Origin of the sequence: Mycobacterium sp. NPDC049093, from assembly GCF_040704635.1 — a bacterium.
Lineage (GTDB): Bacteria > Actinomycetota > Actinomycetes > Mycobacteriales > Mycobacteriaceae > Mycobacterium.
Map to the genome: position 1 here is coordinate 971,077 of NZ_JBEZJS010000002.1, position 19,464 is coordinate 990,540.

The window sequence follows — 19,464 nt, forward strand, 5'->3', positions numbered from 1 at the left end:
GGAACAGATTGCGGCACAACGGTCGGCTCGGCAGATCCATACCGCCACATCGCCCGCCGACGACGTGACCGACGCCTTTTCGAAGCCGGCTCCGGCTCCCGAGCCGACACCGGAGCCCGAGCCCCCGCCCGCGGCACCGGCCCGCCGGCTCGCCCCGCCGCCGTGGCAGATGCACAGCCCCATCGGGTCAAGGGAGTTCGCGGAACGGTTCGACCTCGACGAGCCGCGCAGGCCTGAGCCGGAACCTGAACGTCCAGCTCCAGGTCAGGAGCCGGAGCCGCCGGCTCCTGAGCCGACTGAGCTGATTCCGATTCCGCCACTGAGGCCGGTTCCACCGCCGCCGCTACCACTTCCGCCGTTGCCGCCACCGGGCTTCATGCCGCCACCGCCGGGGTTCATGCCGCCACCGCCGCCCATGCCGCCGCCGGGTCTGACCCAGCCGCCGCAGTACTCGCCGGTGCCTCCGTCGCTCGACGACGCCGGGATCCTGAACCGGTCCCGCAGCGCACCCCATTCCGGATGGCGCCGTGCGGTGCACCTGGCCAGTGCCGGACGGGTCAGTCCTGGTGAGTCGCGCAAAGAGCGGGAGCGCGAAGATCTGCTGGGCCAGATCCGCCAGCCCATCGCGGGTGACTTCCGGATCGCCGTGCTGTCGATCAAGGGTGGTGTGGGAAAGACCACCACCACCTTGGGATTGGGCTCGGCGCTGTCGATGATGCGCCACGACCGGGTGATCGCGGTGGATGCGAACCCGGACCGCGGAACGCTCGCCGAACGGGTGCGGGATGTGTCGAGCGAGTCCACGGTGCGCGACCTGCTGTCGGATCCCAACATCGAGCGCTACGCCGACGTACGCAGCCACACCCGGATGGCGGGCAGCCGATTGGAGGTGCTGGCCAGCGAGCAGGAACCCGCGGTTTCGGAAGTGTTCGGCGAGTCCGACTACCGTCGCACCGTCAGCATCCTGCGTCGCTACTACAACATCATCCTCACCGACTGCGGTACCGGGATCATGCATTCGGCGATGGCGGGTGTGCTTGATCTGGCGCATGCGATCGTGCTGGTCAGCTCGCCGGCCATCGACGCGGCACGCAGTGCATCGGCAACGCTGGATTGGCTGATGCAGCACGGACACTCGGCGTTGGTCCGCGAAGCGCATGTGGTGCTGAGTGCCTCGCGACCCGGGTCGGCGAAGCTCAAACTGGACAAGGTCTACGAACATTTCGAGGCCCGTTGCCGCTCGGTGCACATGATCCCGTTCGATCCGCACCTGGCCGAGGGCGCCGACGTCGACTTCGACCTGCTGGACCCGGCCACCCTCCAGGCCTATCTGGAACTCGCTGCCGCAGTGGCGGAAAAGTTTCCCCGGCTGCGAGGCGGACCCCAGTACCGGTGACCACACCCGCCATACCCATGGTGGAGGCAAAGAACGCGCCGACCGGCCGAGGGCGTGAGAGCTATCGCCGGGAGATGCGGACTGTCGAGTAAATCTCTGTTATCTACGCGATGGTGGCAAATTAAGGTGTGAGTGGCTTTGCGGCGATGGCAATTTCACAAACGTAATTGTCCGTGCACTCAAATATGGTCGGCCGTAATCGAATTCGGCAAAGAGCGTGGCAGTGCCTGGGTGAATCTGGAACACTTGTCGGAATGAGTAACGATGCCCTCCGGCATCAGATGACCGAGGTGCTCGCCCTGGTCTCGGAGCAGATGGCCGATATTGCTGCGGTGCAGCGCGAGCAGGCGCAGCTCACCGCGACTGCCGAGGAGGCCGATGGCTTGGTCCGGGTGACGGTTGACGCCCGGGGTCATGTCATCGAGACCGTCATCGACGAGTCGTACGTCGATGAGTACGAACTCGAAGAACTCGGTGGCCACGTCACCGCGGCCGCGCAGTCCGCGGCGCACGATGTGGCGCAGCGGGCGGCCGCCCTGATGATGCCGATCGAAGAACGGCGCCGGATGATGCCATCGCTGTCCGACATCGCCGACACCGCGCCTGATCTGCGAGACCTGACCAGATCGGTGTTCGGTAACGACGATGCGGCCGTCCAGGCGACCGACCCTGAGGCCGACGACCGGGACGAATCCGCATTTCCCACGGTGAGGAGCTGAATCGATGGCTGACGAGCTCGGTGTCGGACCTTCTGACCTGCGGGCGACCTCGAGGAACCTGAACGATGTCAGCGTCAGGATGAAGAACGTGTTGTCCAGCCTTCAATCGAATCTGGCAGCCGAAGGTGCCGCGTGGGGTGACGACAAGATGGGTGATGGCTACGCGAAAGGCAGTTCGGGGTATCTGGCGCAAAAGGATTGGGTCGACGGCTCGGTGGTGGTCAAGACCGATCTGCTCGACTACTACTCGGACGGTTTGAAGGGTTCCGCGGACTCCTTCGAACAAAATGACCAGCCGTAGTCGTCGACCGCACGGAGTGGTTAGCCGCATAGGCCCGTTGCCACACCAATTCGCTTATGGACATCCAGATCCCACCCGAACTCCAATGGGTGTCATACCTGGCGGGCGGTGAGTGGCCGCAAGGCAGCGAAACCCGAACCCGCCGGATCGGCGAGCATTACCAAGCCGCGGCCGAGGCACTGCAGGAACTCATCCCGGATCTGAACAGGGTCCGCGGAGAAACGATGTCGGTTCTGACGGGTGACACCGCCGACGCCGCCGATCGACAGTTCGCCATGCTGTTCGACGGCGACTACACAGTGGACAAACTCGCCCAAGGCATCTCGGGAATGGGCGAGGGCGCCACCAACTTCAGCTCCGAGATCGAATACAGCAAGCTCTCGATCATCGTCGGCTTGGCTCTCGCCGCCGCCGAGATCTCGTACAGCCTGGCCATGTCCAGCCCCACGCTCGGTGCTTCGACGGCGGCGATCCCCGTCATCGAGACGACGACCATGGCGTGGATCCGCGCGCTCGTGGCGTGGGCGATCCGGCGTCTCGGCGAGAAGATGGCCGAACTGCTGACCAAGACCATGATGAAGCGGCTCCTGCACGAAACCATCCAGGAAGCCTTCGAGGAGCTGGGGCAGGGACTGCTTCAAGAAGGCATCGTGCAGGGCATCCAGGCCCACAACGGACATGCCGACTATCGGTGGGACCGGTTCAAGCAGACTGCGGTCTCTTCGATGATCGGTGGTGGAGCGGGCGGGGCCACTGCCGTCCCGGTCATGCAGGGGCTGGGACATGTTTCTCGCAACCGGATAACGGCGGGGGTCAAGGGCGGCGTGACCATGTTCACCGCCGGGGTGTCGGGGAACGTGGCCGGAACACTCGCCGTCGGTGGTGAATTCGACACGGTGTCGATCATCGCCAGTTCGACCAGCACCAGCCTCGGCGGCATGAAGGGCCTCGGTAGAAATCATGGGTCTCACCAGACCGACTCGACGGATCCAGCCGGCCCGGCGCGGCCTGATACACCCAATGTCGGCCTGCGGGGAGAGAACCCGGACGGCGAACTGGACACCCGCCTGCAGGACAGCGACGACGACGGAAAGGCCGACACCGACCGAACTCCGCAGAACGATTCCTCCGGGCAATCTCCGGCGCCCGCCAAGTCGAGCCCGGCACGCGCCGGTGCCGGACAGACGAATAACACTACACCGCAATCAGATTCGAGGTCCGCGCCCCGAAACGGCGAACAGCACCGCGCAGCCGACAAGCCGACGAGCCAGGACTCCGATGAGACCGACACCGACACCGACACCAACGCCAAGCATGAATCCGACGACCAGCCCGTCGGCCCGCCGGACGAGCAGCACTCGTCGAATACGCAGCACGACAACGACGATTCAGCGGACATTCCCGTCGATGAGCCCGCGCACACTGCCACGCTGAGCCCGGACCAGGATGTCGCCAATCCGGCGGCGAACGTCGCGACCACGGATGTGCCCCACGCGGCGATCGCTGCCGAGCCGGTAGCCGCCGATGTGGGGCAGGCCGACACCGGGCAGGCCGACGGAACCCAGCACACCCAGGGGGCGCAGGTCGCTCCCGAGGTCGCAGACGTCGCACAGGCACCTGCTGATCCGGCGCCGCAGACTTCCGTGCCGGACGTTCCCGAACAGCAGAGCCCGGCTGTCGCTGCTCCGGCCGCACCGTCTTCGCCGAGTGCGGCGGCGCCGGCCACGTCGTCGGTTCCGATCACCTCCACATCGACGACACCCGAACAAGCTGCCAAACCGGCCGCGGCGAAACCTGATTCAAAGCCGGCGGAAGCGAAGCCGGCACCTCCGACCGCCCAGCCCACCGGTCCGGAGACGCAGGCCGCGGGCGTCCCGGCCGCGCGGGTCCAGGACACCGCCCCGAACACGAAACAGGACACCGCGCAGGACAGCGGCGAGGATGTCGAGCCCGCGAACGCGGCGCCCCAAGTCACCGACACCGGCGGCCCGCCGCACGGCGACCAGAACTGTCTACTCGACGCCCGCGATGATCTGTCCCGGCACTTCCGCAAGCAGTACCAGGTCGACGGGGAGCCGTCGTCCACCGGCATGCCCGCACGGGCTCTGTACCAGGCGATCAGATCGCGAGCCGACTTCGCCACCTACCGCCAGATCGAGGCCAGGTTGCGGGGCATGAAACCTGGCTCGGCAGCGGTCATCACGTCGGCGTGGGCCGGAGACGGGCAGCGCCAGGGCGGGCATGCCTACGTGGCGGTCTACGACGGCGAAGACGTATACCTGCTCCACCGCGGTGAGCGCAAGGGCTGGCCGCCCTCGTGGGGTCAGCACGAGGTGTCGACGACCGCGGTCGGTTACCTTGATTCACACGGCGATCCGGTGGACGAACTCGGGCTCCGCCCCGATGATCTCGACGCCGCGATCGCGGTGGGCGACGTGCAGGGCGTGCCGGACCAGACCCCGGGTGAGCAGTGGCAGGGCGTCACCCGTCAGAGCGATCTCGCCGATCAGGCGCTCGCCAAGCGAGACGGCGAACTACGAAACCCGTTGGGGTTGATGGAGTCTGCCGATGCTCGGGCCCGCGCGAATGCCGCCTGGTGGGCCGCGCTCTCGGGAGAAGAACAACGCGCCATGATCGACGTGCACCCTCAGTTGATCAGCAACGCTGAAGGCATCTCGCCCAAGGCGCGCCACGAAGCGAACACCGAGCTGCTCAAGAAGCAACGCGACCAACTGAAGTCCTGGCGTGACAGCGGTCATCGCCTCACCCGGGCGCAGAGCAAGATGCTGGCGCGGCTGGAACACATCCAGAGCTCGCTCGCCCAGGCGCAGACCCAGGCCCGGGAAGCGGGAATCGACGGTCCGCTGCTGCTGGCGTTCGACGCGTCGGAGTTCGGTGGTCACGGACGCGCGGTCGTCAGCTTCGGCGCCGACCCGTATCACGCGGCCTCGGTGTCATGGCACGTGCCCGGGCAGGGGGTGACGATCGACCGGATCGGCGTCACCATGGGCGACGCGCTCAACCACCTGCAGGCCGTCCAACAGGAGAATCCGGCACAGACGGCGGCCGCGATCGCATGGCTCGGTTACGACACCCCCAGCGGCTGGAACCGTTGGCGCGCAGCTGGACACCAGCTCGCCCGCGAAGGCGGGGCGATCCTCTACAGCGATATCCGTGCGTTCAACGCCGCGCGTGACACCTTGGCCACCGACGGTGGCCACTTCAACGACAACCACATCTACGCGCAGGACTACGGCACGACCGCGGTCAGCTATGCCGGGCGAGATGGCCGGTTGGCACACGATATTCGCGCCGTCACCTTCACCGACTCGCCAGGGACGGGTCCGGTGCGCCATGCCGCCGAGTTCGGGCTCGATGCCGGCAACGTCCGCGTCGCATCGTCGGCGCGCGAGCTGCCCGCCGCCCTTCATGGGCGTACGCCGATCGTCGAGGTGAACCTCGGTGCCGATCCCACCACCGAAGCCTTCGGGGCCTCCTCCGAGACAGAGGCTTCTGAGACAGAGGCTCCGGCCGAACCTCCCGAGCACACCACGGTCGAACCGACCACCAGTGCGAAGGCTGAAACTGCTCTGGCGCAACGTGACCCAGCGGTGGACATCGACGACGTGGCCAACCCGCTGGGCAAGGCTGACGATGCCGTGACCCGGGCCGAGGACAACGCCCGATGGTGGGCGGGCTTGTCCGAAGACCAACGTGATGCGTTGATCAAGACCTATCCCAGGCAGATCGGCAACTCCGAGGGAATTCCACCGAAGGCCCGCAACAAGGCGAACCGCCTTTCCATCGAGCGTGCCCGAAATTTTGTGCAGAGCAAGATCGATCGCGGAGAGCAGCCCACCAAGCGCGAATTCAAATTGCTGCGGCGCATGAACAACCTTCACAATGCGTTGGCGACGATGAAGAGTGAAGCGGCGGCGGCCGGGATCGATCCGCCGCTGGTACTGGCGTTCGATTCTCCGGTGTTCGGTGGCGACGGCCGAGCGGTCGTGAGCTTCGGTGCCGACCCGTACCTGGCGGACTCGGTGTCATGGCTGGTGCCTGGGTTCGCGACGACGATCGACAAGCTCGAAGGCAATATGCGCAACGCGCTGAACCATCTGCAGTCGACGCGTCAGGAAAATCCGGACCTGGCAGCGGCATCCATCGCATGGATCGGCTACGACGCGCCCAATGATGCGGCCATCCCTCGCGTCGCCGCGCGTGGATTGGCCCGCAAGGGCGGGGAGATTCTCTACAGCGACATTCGGGCGTTCAACGCCGCGCGCAACACTATTGCCGACGACGGCAGCGAATTCCGCAACAACCACATCTTCGCGCACTCCTACGGCTCGACCACCGCGAGCTACGCCGGCAAGGGTAGGCGGCTGGCCGAGGACATCAGCACGGTGACGCTGCTCGGTTCACCGGGCACGGGTCCGATACGGCACGCCCGGGGATTCGGGATCGGCGCACAGAACGTTTTCGTCGCATCGTCGTCGCTGGATCCGGTTACCGGGCTGGGCGGGCGCACACCGGGGCAGAATGGCCGGTTCCTCGGCCGGGGCCTGGGTCACGACCCGGCGATGAAAGACTTTGGCGCGGTCCGGATTACTGCGCAGTTCCCCGACTCGATGAACGACCTGAGTGCGGTCGGGACGCACCGAAGCTACTACCAGTACATGCCGGGCGACGCCGATCCGCGGGTGCGCACCGAATCGCTGGCCAACTTCGGTCGGATCGCCGCAGGCCACGCCGAGAGGGTGCACCGGGAGAGCTACCGGCGGGTTGTCGATGGGCGTACCGTGGATCCGGCTGCCGGACGGCCGCTGCGGCTGGACAGCGATACGGACACCGAACCGGCAAAGGAACTGCGCCGCTGGAATCCGCGGTGGCATCCGGGCGAGGTTACGCGCGCGACCGACCCGGTCGTGGATAGTGCTCTGAGGCAACGAAATCCGCAAGTATCCATCGACGGACTCACCACCCCGCTGGGAGACGAGCCGCTGGCTGCGGCCCGGGCCCGCGCCAACGCGGTGTGGTGGTCAAGGTTGTCGCCGGATCAGCAGCAAGCACTTCTGAATGCGCACCCCTTCCAGATCGGCAACGCCGAAGGTATCCCGGCCGACGTTCGCAATGACGCCAATCGTCGTGTGCTGCAACGCTATATCGATCGTGCAACCGCTGTTCAAGCGCTGATCGATGCTGGTACCAAGCCGGATGACACGCAGCTCGACTTCCTGCTGCGGGTGAAAAAGCTTGAGAGCACGATGCAACGTGCGGGCGAGGCCGCCCGGCAGGCCGGGGTGGGGGAGCCGTTGATCCTGGCGTTCGATCCGCCGGCGTTCGGCGGTGACGGCCGGGTGCTGGTGAGTTTCGGTGCCGACCCGTACGTGGCGGATTCGGTGTCGTGGTATGTACCCGGCCTGGGGGCGCAGGTCGACAAGCTCGACTACGTCATGCACTGCGCGTTGAACATCCTGCAGTCGACACAGAGTGAGAACCCGTCGCTGTCGGCGGCCTCGATCGCGTGGCTGGGCTACGACGCGCCGAACGGCTCGGCGACGCTCAAGGTCGGGAGCACCGCTCTGGCAGAAGCCGGCGGTGACATCCTGCACGCCGACATCAGTGCGTTCAACGCGGCGCGGGATGCAATGGCCGGTGACGGCAGCCATTTCAAGGGCAACCATGTGTTCGGGCATTCGTACGGGTCGACGACGACCAGCTTCGCGGGCCGCGACGGCAGGCTGGCCGACCACATCGAGTCGGTGACGCTGATCGGTTCACCGGGCGCCGGCCCGCTGAGCCATGCCCGCGATTTCGGCATCAGTACCGACCGGGTGTTCGTCGCGTCGTCGTCGCGGGATTTCGTGACCGGCATCGGCGGGCGGACATCGGACTCGCACGGCCGCCTCGGACGCGGGCTCGGCACCGACCCGGCGATGGATACCTTTGGCGGACAGCGAATTCGTGCCGAGTTTCCGGCGTCGATGGACCGCAAGGACACCACCTCGACCCACAACGCGTACTTCGACTTCCAGGAGACCGACGGGCCTGGTACGCGGCAATGGCTGGTCACACCTTCGCGCGCGGTCCCCTCGGAATCGCTGGCCAACCTCGGCCGTATCGCTTCCGGAAACGTCGACGGGCTCCAGTTCGAAGAACGCCGCACCGTGGCCGAGCGGCCGGGCCGCTTGTTCGGCACCCGCTACGCGACCGTCGAACCCGCGGCGACCCGCAGCGGCAGCCAGCGGCGCCACTGGTGGAATCCGCGGTGGCGGGCCTCCGACATTGATGTCGATCCTCAGCAGACGGTGTCCGAACCCGACTGGTCGGCGACCGAGGACAGCGGTCTGGCCCACCGCAAGGAGGTCGTCGCGGCTGCGGACAGGTTGTTGCGACAGCGGATTCCGCCGGTCGCCATCGACGGCATCGTCAACCCGTTGAACCGGGCCGGCGATGCCCGGGCGCGGGCTGAAGCCAATGCGCGTTGGTGGTCGTCTCTAGAGCCTGACCAGCAGCAGACGCTGATCGACGCGTATCCGGCCCGGATCGGCAATGCCGAGGGGATTCCGCCGACGGACCGCGATGCGGCGAACCGCCTTGCGATCCGACGCTTCCAGAACCACGTGCAGTCGAAGATCGACCGCGGCGTTCGGCCCAGCGACAACGAACTGAAGAACCTGTTGCGGGTGAATCGGTTGGATGCCGGGTTGCAGCGGATGGGGAACGAAGCCGCGGAGGCGGGCCTCGACGCGCCGCTCGTGCTGGCATTCGATCCGCCGGCGTTCGGTGGCGACGGCCGCGCGATCGTGAGTTTCGGTGCCGACCCGTACACGGCAGATTCGGTGTCGTGGCTGGTGCCTGGGTTCGCGACGACGATCGACAAGCTCGAAGTGAACATGCGCAACGCGCTGAACCATGCGCAGTCGACGTTGCGCGCAGATCCGGGGCTGGCGGCAACCTCGATCGCCTGGATCGGCTATGACGCACCGAACGGTTCGGCCGCCGGCCGGGTGGTCGGCCACGGGCTCGCACGGCGGGGCGGCGAGATTCTGTACAACGACATCCAGGCGTTCAACGCCTCGCGAAATACCTTGGCCGGTGACGGCAGCCAGTTCCGCGGCAATCACATCTTCGCGCACTCCTACGGCTCGACCACGGCAAGCTACGCGGGCGCCGACGGCAGACTGAAGCGTGACATCACCACGGTGACCCTTGCCGGTTCACCAGGGACGGGTCCGATTCGGCATGCCAGCGGATTCGGCCTCGATCCCGGCAACGTGTACGTTGCATCCTCCTCACTGGACCCCGTGACCGGGTTCGGCGGTCGCACGCCCGACGAAGACGGTCGAATTGCCGGGCGTGGGCTGGGTATGGACCCGGCGATGGAAGAGTTCGGTGCCGTGCGGGTGGCCGCCCAGTTCGCAGATGCGATGAACTCCCTGAGCACCTTCGGAACCCACAAGAGCTACTTCCACCATCACGCGAATGACGGCGACGGTCCACCGGTGCGCACCGAATCGGGGGCCAACTTCGGCCGGATCGCTGCGGGGCGAATCAACGATCTGCAGCGCGAAGAACCTCGCAGGCTGGTCGACGGACGCACTGTGGAGCCGGCCGAAGGTCGCCAGTTGAACCTGGACGGCGACATCCAAGTGGATCAGGGCGAGCGTCGCCGGTGGAATCCCCGATGGCGTCCGGGCGAGGCGGTGCCGTCTGACGTTGAGGTGTCGGCGGATGACCTGCTGCGACAACGGCATCCACGGCTGACCGCCGCGGGTCTGGTTCATCCGTTGGGCACCGGCCCCGAGGCAGTGGCGCTGGCCCAGCAGAACGCGGCCTGGTGGGCCGGACTGGAAGAGACGCAGCAGCAGATTCTCCTGCAGGCCTATCCGCAGGAGATCGGCAACGCCGAGGGCATCCCGTCCGCGGTTCGCGATCACGCCAATCGCGAAGTCCTGCGCCAACATGCCCGAGAGGCTGCCGAGGTCCAGGCAAAGATCGACGCCGGCGAGAAGACCACTCCGAAGGAAGAAGCCTTCCTGGTCCGGATCAACCGGCTCGAGACCGCGATGCAGCGGGCCGACGATGCGTCCCAGGCGGCCGGGGAAGGCCGGCCACTGTTGCTGGCGTTGGACATCGGCGCGTTCGGCGGTGACGGCCGCGCACTGGTGAGCTTCGGAGCGGACCCGTACACCGCGGACTCGGTGTCGTGGTATGTCCCCGGCTTGGGCTCGCAGCTGGACAAGCTCGACTACATCATGCACTGCGCGTTGAACATTCAGCAGTCGGTGCACAACGAGAACCCGTCGTTGTCGTCCGCTTCGATCGCCTGGTTGGGATACGACGCACCGAACGGATCGGCGTCGGCGCGAGTGGCGGGCACCACGCTGGCGCAGCGTGGCGGCGAGATGCTCTACACCGACGTCAGCACGTTCACCGCGGTACGGGATGCATTCGCCGGGGACGGAAGCCATTTCAGCGGCAACCACATATTCGGCCACTCGTACGGCTCGACCACCACGAGCTATGCCGGGGTCGACGGCCGCCTGGCCCCCCACGTCACCACGGTGACGCTGGTCGGCTCACCGGGTACCGGCTCCTTGCAGCATGCCGGCGATTTCGGCCTCGACGACGGCAGGGTGTTCGTGGTCTCGTCGTCGCGGGACTTCGTCACCGGCCTGGGCGGTCGGACACCAGGTTCGATGGGGCGCTTCGGGACCGGCCTCGGTACCGACCCGGCGATGGACACGTTCGGTGGACGACGCGTCAGCGGCGAGTTCCCGGCGTCGATGGACCGTAAAGACACCCTGACGACGCACAACGCCTACTTCGACTTCCTGGAGACCGACGGCCCGGGCACCCGGCAGTGGCTGGTCACCCCGTCGCATGCGATCCGCACCGAGTCGCTGACCAACATCGGCCGCATCGCCGCCGGGAACTACGACGACGTTCACACCGAACCGCACCGTACCGTCGACGGAAACCGTTCCCGCACCATCGAACCCGCGGCGGCCCGGCCGGTCATGCGGCTCGACGACGATCCCGGTGTATTTCACCCGACCGATACTCACCAACGCAACCGCATCCCACGCTGGACCCGGGGCAACGACTGCGCCCACGTCCTGGCCGATGAAGTGCACGCCCGGACCGGCAAGAAGATCCGGCTCGACGGCGCACCCTCACGGAGGGGGACGCCCGCGCGGGCGATGTTCAAAGCATTCGGCTCCAGCGCTCATTTCGCGACGTACGCGGATATCGAACGGACGCTGCTGGGCAGGCCCTCGGGCTCGATGGCGGTGCTGGCGTCGCGCTGGAGCGGGGGGCAACCCGTCGGGCACGCGTACATGGCGGTCAACATCAACGACCGGGTGTATCTCTTCGACCCACACACCCGGCAGTATTCGGGTTGGCCCCCGCACTGGGGCCAGGACGCGGTGGCCCAGACCGCCGTCGGCTATCTGGACGAGAACGGCAAGGCTCTCCACAAGGGGCGGTGGTACAACCAGTTCGCCGCTGCCGCGATCGGCCGGGTCCAGGGTCTCCCGGATGGCCTGGCCGACGGAAACGTCGACGGCAGAACGGCTGCCGAGCGCGATAGCGCGAACCGGGATGCACTGCAGCACTACCGAGACCGCGCCGACCACATCCGGACCAAGCTCGACCAGTTCGGCACGACCACCCGCGAAGAGCGTGCGTTCCTTGAGCGCATCGACCGGCTCGACCTCGCGGTGCGCAAGGCCGACGCCGATGCGGCGCGGGCCGGCCTCGACGCCCCGCTCGTGCTGGCGCTGGACACCTCGGCCTTCGACGGCGGCGGTCACGCCGTCATCAGCTTCGGTGCCGATCCCTTCCACGCCTCGAACGTGACGTGGCAGACCGCCCGCGGGTCCATCGAGCAGCTCGGCACCGTCACGGCCCGTGCGCTCGACGGGCTGCAAGGAACCCGGCAGCAGGATTCCGCGTCCATCGCCTGGGTCGGCGACACCGGGGCACTCCACCAGCAGCTGGCCGATTTCCACGCCACCCGGCACGGGTTGGGCGAGCCGGGGCCGTTCACCGGGAATCGCGTTGTCACCCAGGCTGACTCGCGGAGCCCGGACGAGCGTCCCACGTCCCAGGTGGTAGCCCACCGGGGCGCCTCCCACGACTTCCCGGAGCAGACCCGGGCCGCGTACACCGAAGCCCTGCGGCAGGGAGCGGATGCTCTCGAATGCGATGTCCGGCTCACCAAGGACGGTGAACTGGTGCTCATCCACGACAAGACCGTGGACCGCACGTCGAACGGGACCGGACGCGTCGGCGACCTGACGCTGGCCGAGCTGCAGGCGCTCGACTTCGACGGTCACGGCATCCTGACCCTCGACGAGTTCATCCAGCTCGCCCAGGACGCCGAGCAGCCGGTGACCTTGTTCATCGAGACCAAACACCCTGCGCAGCAGGGCTTGAAGATCGAGCGCGAGGTGGTTGCCGCGCTGGAACGGCACGGGCTGACGAACCCAGGACCGGACCACCTGGTCAAGGCGGCGGTCATCTCGTTCTACCCCGACGCGCTAGTGCGGGTACGGATGGCCGCCCCGAACGTCTCCACCGTTCTGTTGGGCCCGTCGGCACGCTATCTGGCCGGCATCGTGGGCGCCACGGCGATCGGCCCGTCGATCGAAACGCTGCGCAACAATCCCGAACTCGTCGGCGCGGCGGCCGCGCGAGGATTGGCCACCTACTGCTGGACGGTCAACAACGAGGCCGATGTGCAGTTCGCTCGGGACCTCGGCGTGGACTGGGTCGCCACCGACCACCCGGGCCGCACCGGCGACATGGTGGGTGACGGTCCGTCACAACAGCATTCCGTAATCGGGCATGACAGCACCACGGCGGCAACCGTTGACCGTCAGGTGATCGAACAGAAGGCCGACGACGCGTTGGCGCGGCGCATTCCGCCGGTGCGGCCCGATGAGCTGCGCAATCCGCGCGGCCCGGCCGAAGAAGCGTCCGTGCGTGCGGCCAACAACGCGCGCTGGTGGTCCGCACTGGATCCCGAGCAGCGCAACGACCTCATCGAGGCGTACCCGCAGCACATCGGCAATGCCGAAGGTATCGATGCGGCAGACCGGGACCGCGCGAACCGCAAGGTGCTGGAGCAACTGCGCGACGATGCCGACGCCGTCCGGTCGAAGGCAGATCGCGGAGAACGGCCGACGCGTGCCGAGCGGAAACTGCTGCGCCGCATGGACAGACTCGACCTCGCGATTCGCAAGGCAGATGGCGATGCGGTGCAGGCTGGGCTGAAACCTCCGATGCTGCTGGCGCTCGACGTATCCGAGTTCGGCGGCAGCGGACGCGCCGTGCTCAGCTACGGCGCTGATCCTTACACCGCGGAATCGGTGTCGTGGCATGTGCCCGGTGTCGCAAGCACAGTGGACTCACTGCTGGGCTTCAACACCACCTCCGCGTTGCATCATCTGCAGTCGGTGCAGCAGGAGAATCCGGGACTGTCGGCCGCGTCGATCGCCTGGATCGGGTACGACGCCCCGAGTGGCTGGAGCATCATGCGTGCCGCCGGCCACGGCATGGCGCGCACCGGCGGCGATATCCTCTACAGCGACATCAGGGCGTTCAACGCCGCCCGCGACACGCTCGCCGGCGACGGCAGCCATTTCACCGGCAACCATGTCTTCGGCTACTCCTACGGATCGACGACCACCGGATACGCCGGTCAGAACGGCAGATTCGCCGGTCAGGTCCGCACCGTGTCGCTGGTCGGATCGCCCGGAGCCGGCCCCGTGCGCACTGCTGGTGAGTTCGGTATCGGCGCCGAGAACGTTTTCACCGCGTCGTCGTCCCGAGACGTGGTGACCGCCCTGGGCGGGCGGACCGCCGGCTCCAATGGCCGGATCCTCGGGATCGGTCTCGGCACCGACCCGGCGATGGATTCCTTTGGTGCCGTGCGGGTTAGCGCCGAGCCACAGACTCACATGAACCGCCTGCTCACGGGCGGCACCCATCATGCCTACTTCCTGAACACGGAGGCTACGACAAACCTCGGCCGCATTGCGGCCGGGCGTACTGGCGCCGTCACCACTGAGCAACACCGCTTCGAGCTGGGCCGGAGTCGGCACGCGCCGGTGCTGCGCACGGTCGAACCTGCCGGAGATCGGTTGGGGGGCCGGCGATTCTGGAATGTGCTGTGGCGTCGACCGCCCAATTGTGCGGTCACCGTCACTGAAGAGTTGTCCTCTTTGTTCGAGGGCCGCACGTTCGGTCTGGACGTCAGGCCGTCACGGCGCGGGGTGCCCGCGCGGGCGTTGTTCCGGGCTGTCGGTGCCGATGCCCGGTTCGCGACGTACGACCAGGTCGAAGCGACGCTGCTGGGTGATCCGTCGCTGCGGGTGGCCGTGCTTACCTCGCAGTGGGCCGGTGGGCGGCAGGGCGGTCACGCCTACCTGGCGGTCAAGGTCGACGGTGAGGTGCGGCTGTACGATCCGCACACCCGGAAGTATTCGCCGTGGCCCCCGCATTGGGGCCAGCACGCGGTGGCGCAGACCGCAGTCGGCTATCTGCAGACCAACGGCCAAGCGGTCGGACCGATGACCGTCGACGTCCCACTGCAGCTCGACGCAGCTGATGCGGTCGGTAATGTGCAAGGCCCACAGAGCGATTCAGACTTCCTTCGGCGCCAGGCCGAATACCGTGCGCAGGATCGAGCCACACGAGTGGTGGACACGCGCTACACCGAACCCTTGGGTGATGTGGTCGACGGTGCCTCCGACCTTGCCCGCGTCCGCAGGCTCGCCGAGGACCTGTCTGGCTGGTACGGGCCGTACCGCATTGTGTTCAAGGCCGAGAACCTGCCCGGTGACGTAATGCTGACCGGCGATATCTTCCACGGTGACAACAAGATCGGTACCATTCAGCGGTCGTTCGACCGAGACGGTGCGGACAACCTCGTCGCCTATCACACCGGCTTCGTGATCGATGAGAAGTTGCCCGACGGCACGCCATTGCGTGGCAAGGGATTCTCCAAGGCCGTGACCGCGGAGTGGGAACGTCTGTACGCGCTCTCAGGCGTCGATCGAATCGTGCTGACGACCCACGACAAGGGCGGCTATGCCTGGGCCCGAGCCGGTTACACGTGGGATCCAGGCGCGCATCAGCTGCAGGAATCACTCGACCGGGTCAAGATGTCGGCCAGGCAGCTGCGGGACTCCGTCAGTGAGGAGGCCAAGGCGGTCCTGGATCAGGTTGTGCAACAGCTAGATCCGACTAACCCTCGCCTGCCCGAGCCCATCGACCTGGCAAATCTGGCCACCCGCGACGAACCAGATCTGGGCCGTCGTCTCCTGGAAGGCACCGGGTCGGTGGAAGGCCGCAACGGCGTGCACTACGTCAAGTACCTGGACCCGGCATCGGTTGCCCCGGCCCGGAGCGGTCTGAAGGGGTGGCTGCAGAACCTGTTCGCGCGCGACTCTGCTTCGCGTCTGGCCGACGAGAACTGCGCCTATGACGTGGCCGGCGAATTGTCGAGGATTTATCCCAGGCAGCGTTTCGATCTCTCCATTGCCCCCTCGAGCACCGGCGTGCCGGCCTGGGCCCTGTTCCAGGCGGCGCGGTCCAGCTCTCAGTTCGCGTCCTACGACGACATCGAGACCGAACTACTGGGCAGGCCGGCCGGATCATCGGCAATCGTGGTGTCGCGCTGGGCGGTCGATGGCGGCCGTCAGGGTGGACACGCCTTCCTCGCCGTTACCGATGGTCGGCAGGTGCAGCTATACGACCCGCGCACCAGGCAGTATTCGCCGTGGCCACCACACTGGGGTGAAGGCGCGGTGGACCGTACCGCCGTTGGCTACCTCGACGAGAACGGCGAGCCGGTGGACGGGCTCAGCCCTGACGTCCCCCTGCAGATCTCGCTGGACGCTGCCGGTGCCGTGGGCGACGTCAAGGGTCCTCCGGGCGACTCTGACTTCCGGGCAAGGCAACAGGATTACCGCGACCAGGATCCGACCACCCGCCGAGTCAACACCCGCTACGCACAACCGTTGGGGGAGATCGTCGACAACCTGGATGCCGACCAGGTACGACAACTCGCCGACGATCTCTCCGGCGTCTACGGCCCGTACCGCGTCGAGATGTTTCGGGCCGTCGCCGACGAGCGCAGTGGCGAGGTGATCGTTGGCGGCCTGATCCTCAGCGGCGATGACGAAGTCGGGTTCATCCAGCAGACCTACATCCGCGACGGCGAGGGCCATCTGGTCGCTCAGCAGAACGTGATCGACATTCCCGACAAGGATTTCCGTGGCAAGGGCTTCTCCAAGGCCGTGCGCGCCCAATTGGAAAGCTATTACTCGGCATCGGGCGTCGACCGCATCGAGCTGCGCACCGAGCAGGACGGCGGCTACGCCTGGGCCCGCCAAGGCTTCAGCTGGAACCCCGACCCGGAAAAGTTGCGGGCGTCGCTCAACAGCGTCAAGGAGTCTGCCATGCGGCTCCGTGACCAGGTCAGCCCTGAGGCGCGAGCGGTTCTCGACGACCTCGTGCAGCGGCTGGATCCGCGCCGGGCCGACCTTCCTGAGCCCTTCGACATCGCGGTGCTGGCCACGGTCGAGGAACCCCACCTCGGGCGAGATGTGCTGACCGGTACTCACTGGAGCGGGGTCAAGTATCTGGGGGCCGCCGATGCGGCCGGCCAACACGACTACCGAGCGCAGGATCCCGCTACACGCCGAGTGGACACGCGGTACGCCGACCCGCTCGCCGTGGCGGTGGACGGCGCCGACATGGGCCCGGCAGGCCGGCTCGCGGAGGACCTGTCCGGCAGGTACGGCCCATACCGGGTGGAGTTCCGTGCCGCGCAGAACATCGACGGTGTGGGCTTCGACCTTCACGGCGTGATCCGGAGTGGCGCTGACGAAATCGGCCTCATCACGCGTCACTTCTACCGTGATGCCAACGGCAACCTTGTGGTGAAGAACGTCCTTGTGGAAATCCCGAACACGGACTACCGCGGACAAGGTTTCTCGAAGGCTCTGACGTCGGAACTGGAGCAGTTCTACGTGCGGTCCGGTGTCGACCGCCTCGAATTGATGTCCGACGACCAGGGCAGCAACGCGTGGGCACGTCGGGGATTCACCTGGGATCCCGATCCGGAACTCCTGCAGGAGTCACTCGACGGCGTCAAAGACGCTGCGCGCCAACTGCGTGACCAGGTCAGCGCAGAGGCACGAGCGGTTCTCGACGACATCGTGGCACGACTCGAAGTCGGTCACCCACGGTTGCCCGAACCGATCGACCTCGCGCTTCTGGCGACCACGGACGAACCAACGCTGGGCCGGCAACTGCTCGACGACACCTCGCTCTACTACGTGAAGTATCTGCCCGGCCCGGCCGGCAACCTCGACGTCAGCGACTACGCGGGGTATTCGGCGGATGACGTCCCGCTGCGGCTGGGTACGGCCGCCGACGTGGATCCGCTCGGCCGCCTCGGCCTGCCCGCACACCAGCCGGGCACCCTGTCGACATCCGAGGCCATCACACTGTTCAGTGACGGCGAAGTCCGGATGCGTGAACTCAACGAGCAACTCGTGAGCGAGGGGGTCAGCGCCGAAGACCGCGCCAGGCAGTTGTCCGAACTCCGAAACTCTCTGCGGGTCCGGGCCTATGAGCTGATGGACAACCGGGAGGCCGCAGAGTTCCTAGAGCGCGCCACCGTCCCCCCGACCTTCGAAGATCTGGTTGCCCGCAACGCGGAACGCGGCCTGACGGGCGACGCCATCTTCGAGGCGATCGTTGACAGCTCGACGCACAGCCGCCTGACTCCCGGCAGCCTGACCGACGCCGAAACCGGTGCGGTGTATTCGCAGTTCGAGCTCGGCCTGCGGGCGCTCAACGAGCAGATGGTCAGCGAGGGCCTGAGCGCGGAGGATCGGGCCCGAACTCTGTCGGGCCTGCGCAGTTCACTTCGCGCCTGGACGCGGGAACTGATGGAGAACCGCCCGGCTGCCGACTGGATGGCGGCCAACGAGAGCAACCCGAGCTTCGAGGACCTCGTCGCCCGATACGAACGCAAGGGCCTCACCGGCGACGACGTGTACGACGCCATCATCGACGCCGCCACCCACAGTCACTATTCGGCGGGGACCCTGACCGTGGTGCAGACCCGTACCGTCTACGTCACCTATGAGAAGTGGATGCGCGAGCTAGCGGACCAGCTGCGGCGAGATGGCGTGAGCCTCGAGGAACGGGCCAGGACCATGTACGGGTTGCGGAACACCATTCGTAGCTGGACCCGGACCTTGATGGAGGACCGGGAAGCCGCTGATGGGCTCAACGCGCTCGAACGGAATATGACGTTCGAGGAGCTCGTGGAACGAAACCGCGCCAAGGGACGTGTCGGCGATGAGATCTATGAGGCCATCATTGAGAGCTCCACCCGCAGCCGTGGCAGTGTGAACGCAGATCTCGGTATCGATCCGGAGAACCCACCCGATCTGCCGCCGATGAGAGGGCCCGACGCCGGCCCGCAAGATCAGGATCAGGAAGGTGACGCGACATGAGCAGCGAGCAGCCCACGCCGTTGCGGTACGACCAGGCCGGGTTGAGCGGCAGGCGTGCGCACGTGCTCGTCGACGAACCCACCGATGAGATCGACTGGCCGGCGAACCTGCCCGCGGGTATCAAAACCGTTGTCATCGTGGACGACACCCCGAACCCGCACCACACCCTGAGGGTGCATCCGGTCGACGATCCCGATCGGGTCGCGCTCGTGGTGTTCGACCAGTTGGCGTTGTACCAGGACGGTGGGGAGTAGGCATGGACCCGCGACGAATTGAGCTCAACCGCAAGCACAGCCGGGAGATGGGCGCGCTGTTCAACCAGTTCCTGGAGATCCATCCTGATGTCGAATCGGAGATGCACGGCACCCAGATGACACCGGAGCAGGATGCGGAGTGGACAGCATTCAGCGCAGCCCTCCTGGCCAGGCAACAGGCCGAACGCGCTGCACTCGCCGATGTGATCGAAGCCGAGCAGAAGAACACGGGAAGGTAGAC

The 19,464-nt window shown here is 66.6% G+C and carries 5 protein-coding genes and 1 pseudogene; all 6 read left to right on the plus strand.

The genetic code is table 11. The features are described from left to right. Positions 1–19: 19 nt before the first annotated feature. Positions 20–1,396, plus strand: a pseudogene (locus tag AB0876_RS10185) (MinD/ParA family ATP-binding protein); the annotation flags it as partial. 254 nt (positions 1,397–1,650) lie between these two features. Then, on the plus strand, positions 1,651–2,115 hold the full coding sequence (locus AB0876_RS10190) for a YbaB/EbfC family nucleoid-associated protein (protein ID WP_491840192.1): 465 nt from the start codon (positions 1,651–1,653) through the stop codon (positions 2,113–2,115). A gap of 4 nt (positions 2,116–2,119) precedes the next feature. Beyond that, positions 2,120–2,416 carry a WXG100 family type VII secretion target gene (locus AB0876_RS10195; RefSeq protein ID WP_491840193.1) on the plus strand — a complete coding sequence of 99 codons (297 nt, stop codon included), beginning with the start codon at positions 2,120–2,122 and terminating at the stop codon, positions 2,414–2,416. A gap of 56 nt (positions 2,417–2,472) precedes the next feature. Next, on the plus strand, positions 2,473–18,969 hold the full coding sequence (locus AB0876_RS10200) for an alpha/beta hydrolase (protein WP_526041886.1): 16,497 nt from the start codon (positions 2,473–2,475) through the stop codon (positions 18,967–18,969). Then, the gene (locus tag AB0876_RS10205) at positions 18,966–19,223 is read left to right on the plus strand and encodes a DUF7161 family protein (RefSeq protein ID WP_491840195.1); all 258 of its coding nucleotides are present in this window, start codon (positions 18,966–18,968) and stop codon (positions 19,221–19,223) included. The genes AB0876_RS10200 and AB0876_RS10205 overlap by 4 nt, the downstream gene beginning before the upstream one ends. A 2-nt stretch (positions 19,224–19,225) precedes the next feature. Next, the gene (locus AB0876_RS10210; protein WP_491840196.1) at positions 19,226–19,462 is read left to right on the plus strand and encodes a hypothetical protein; all 237 of its coding nucleotides are present in this window, start codon (positions 19,226–19,228) and stop codon (positions 19,460–19,462) included. Positions 19,463–19,464: the final 2 nt, after the last annotated feature.

Bases quoted from the DNA above. Each gene is read 5' to 3' on its own strand.
- AB0876_RS10190 (WP_491840192.1), top strand. From the start codon at position 1,651: ATGAGTAACGATGCCCTCCGGCATCAGATGACCGAGGTGCTCGCCCTG.
- AB0876_RS10195 (WP_491840193.1), top strand. From the start codon at position 2,120: ATGGCTGACGAGCTCGGTGTCGGACCTTCTGACCTGCGGGCGACCTCG.
- AB0876_RS10200 (WP_526041886.1), top strand. From the start codon at position 2,473: ATGGACATCCAGATCCCACCCGAACTCCAATGGGTGTCATACCTGGCG.
- AB0876_RS10205 (WP_491840195.1), top strand. From the start codon at position 18,966: ATGAGCAGCGAGCAGCCCACGCCGTTGCGGTACGACCAGGCCGGGTTG.
- AB0876_RS10210 (WP_491840196.1), top strand. From the start codon at position 19,226: ATGGACCCGCGACGAATTGAGCTCAACCGCAAGCACAGCCGGGAGATG.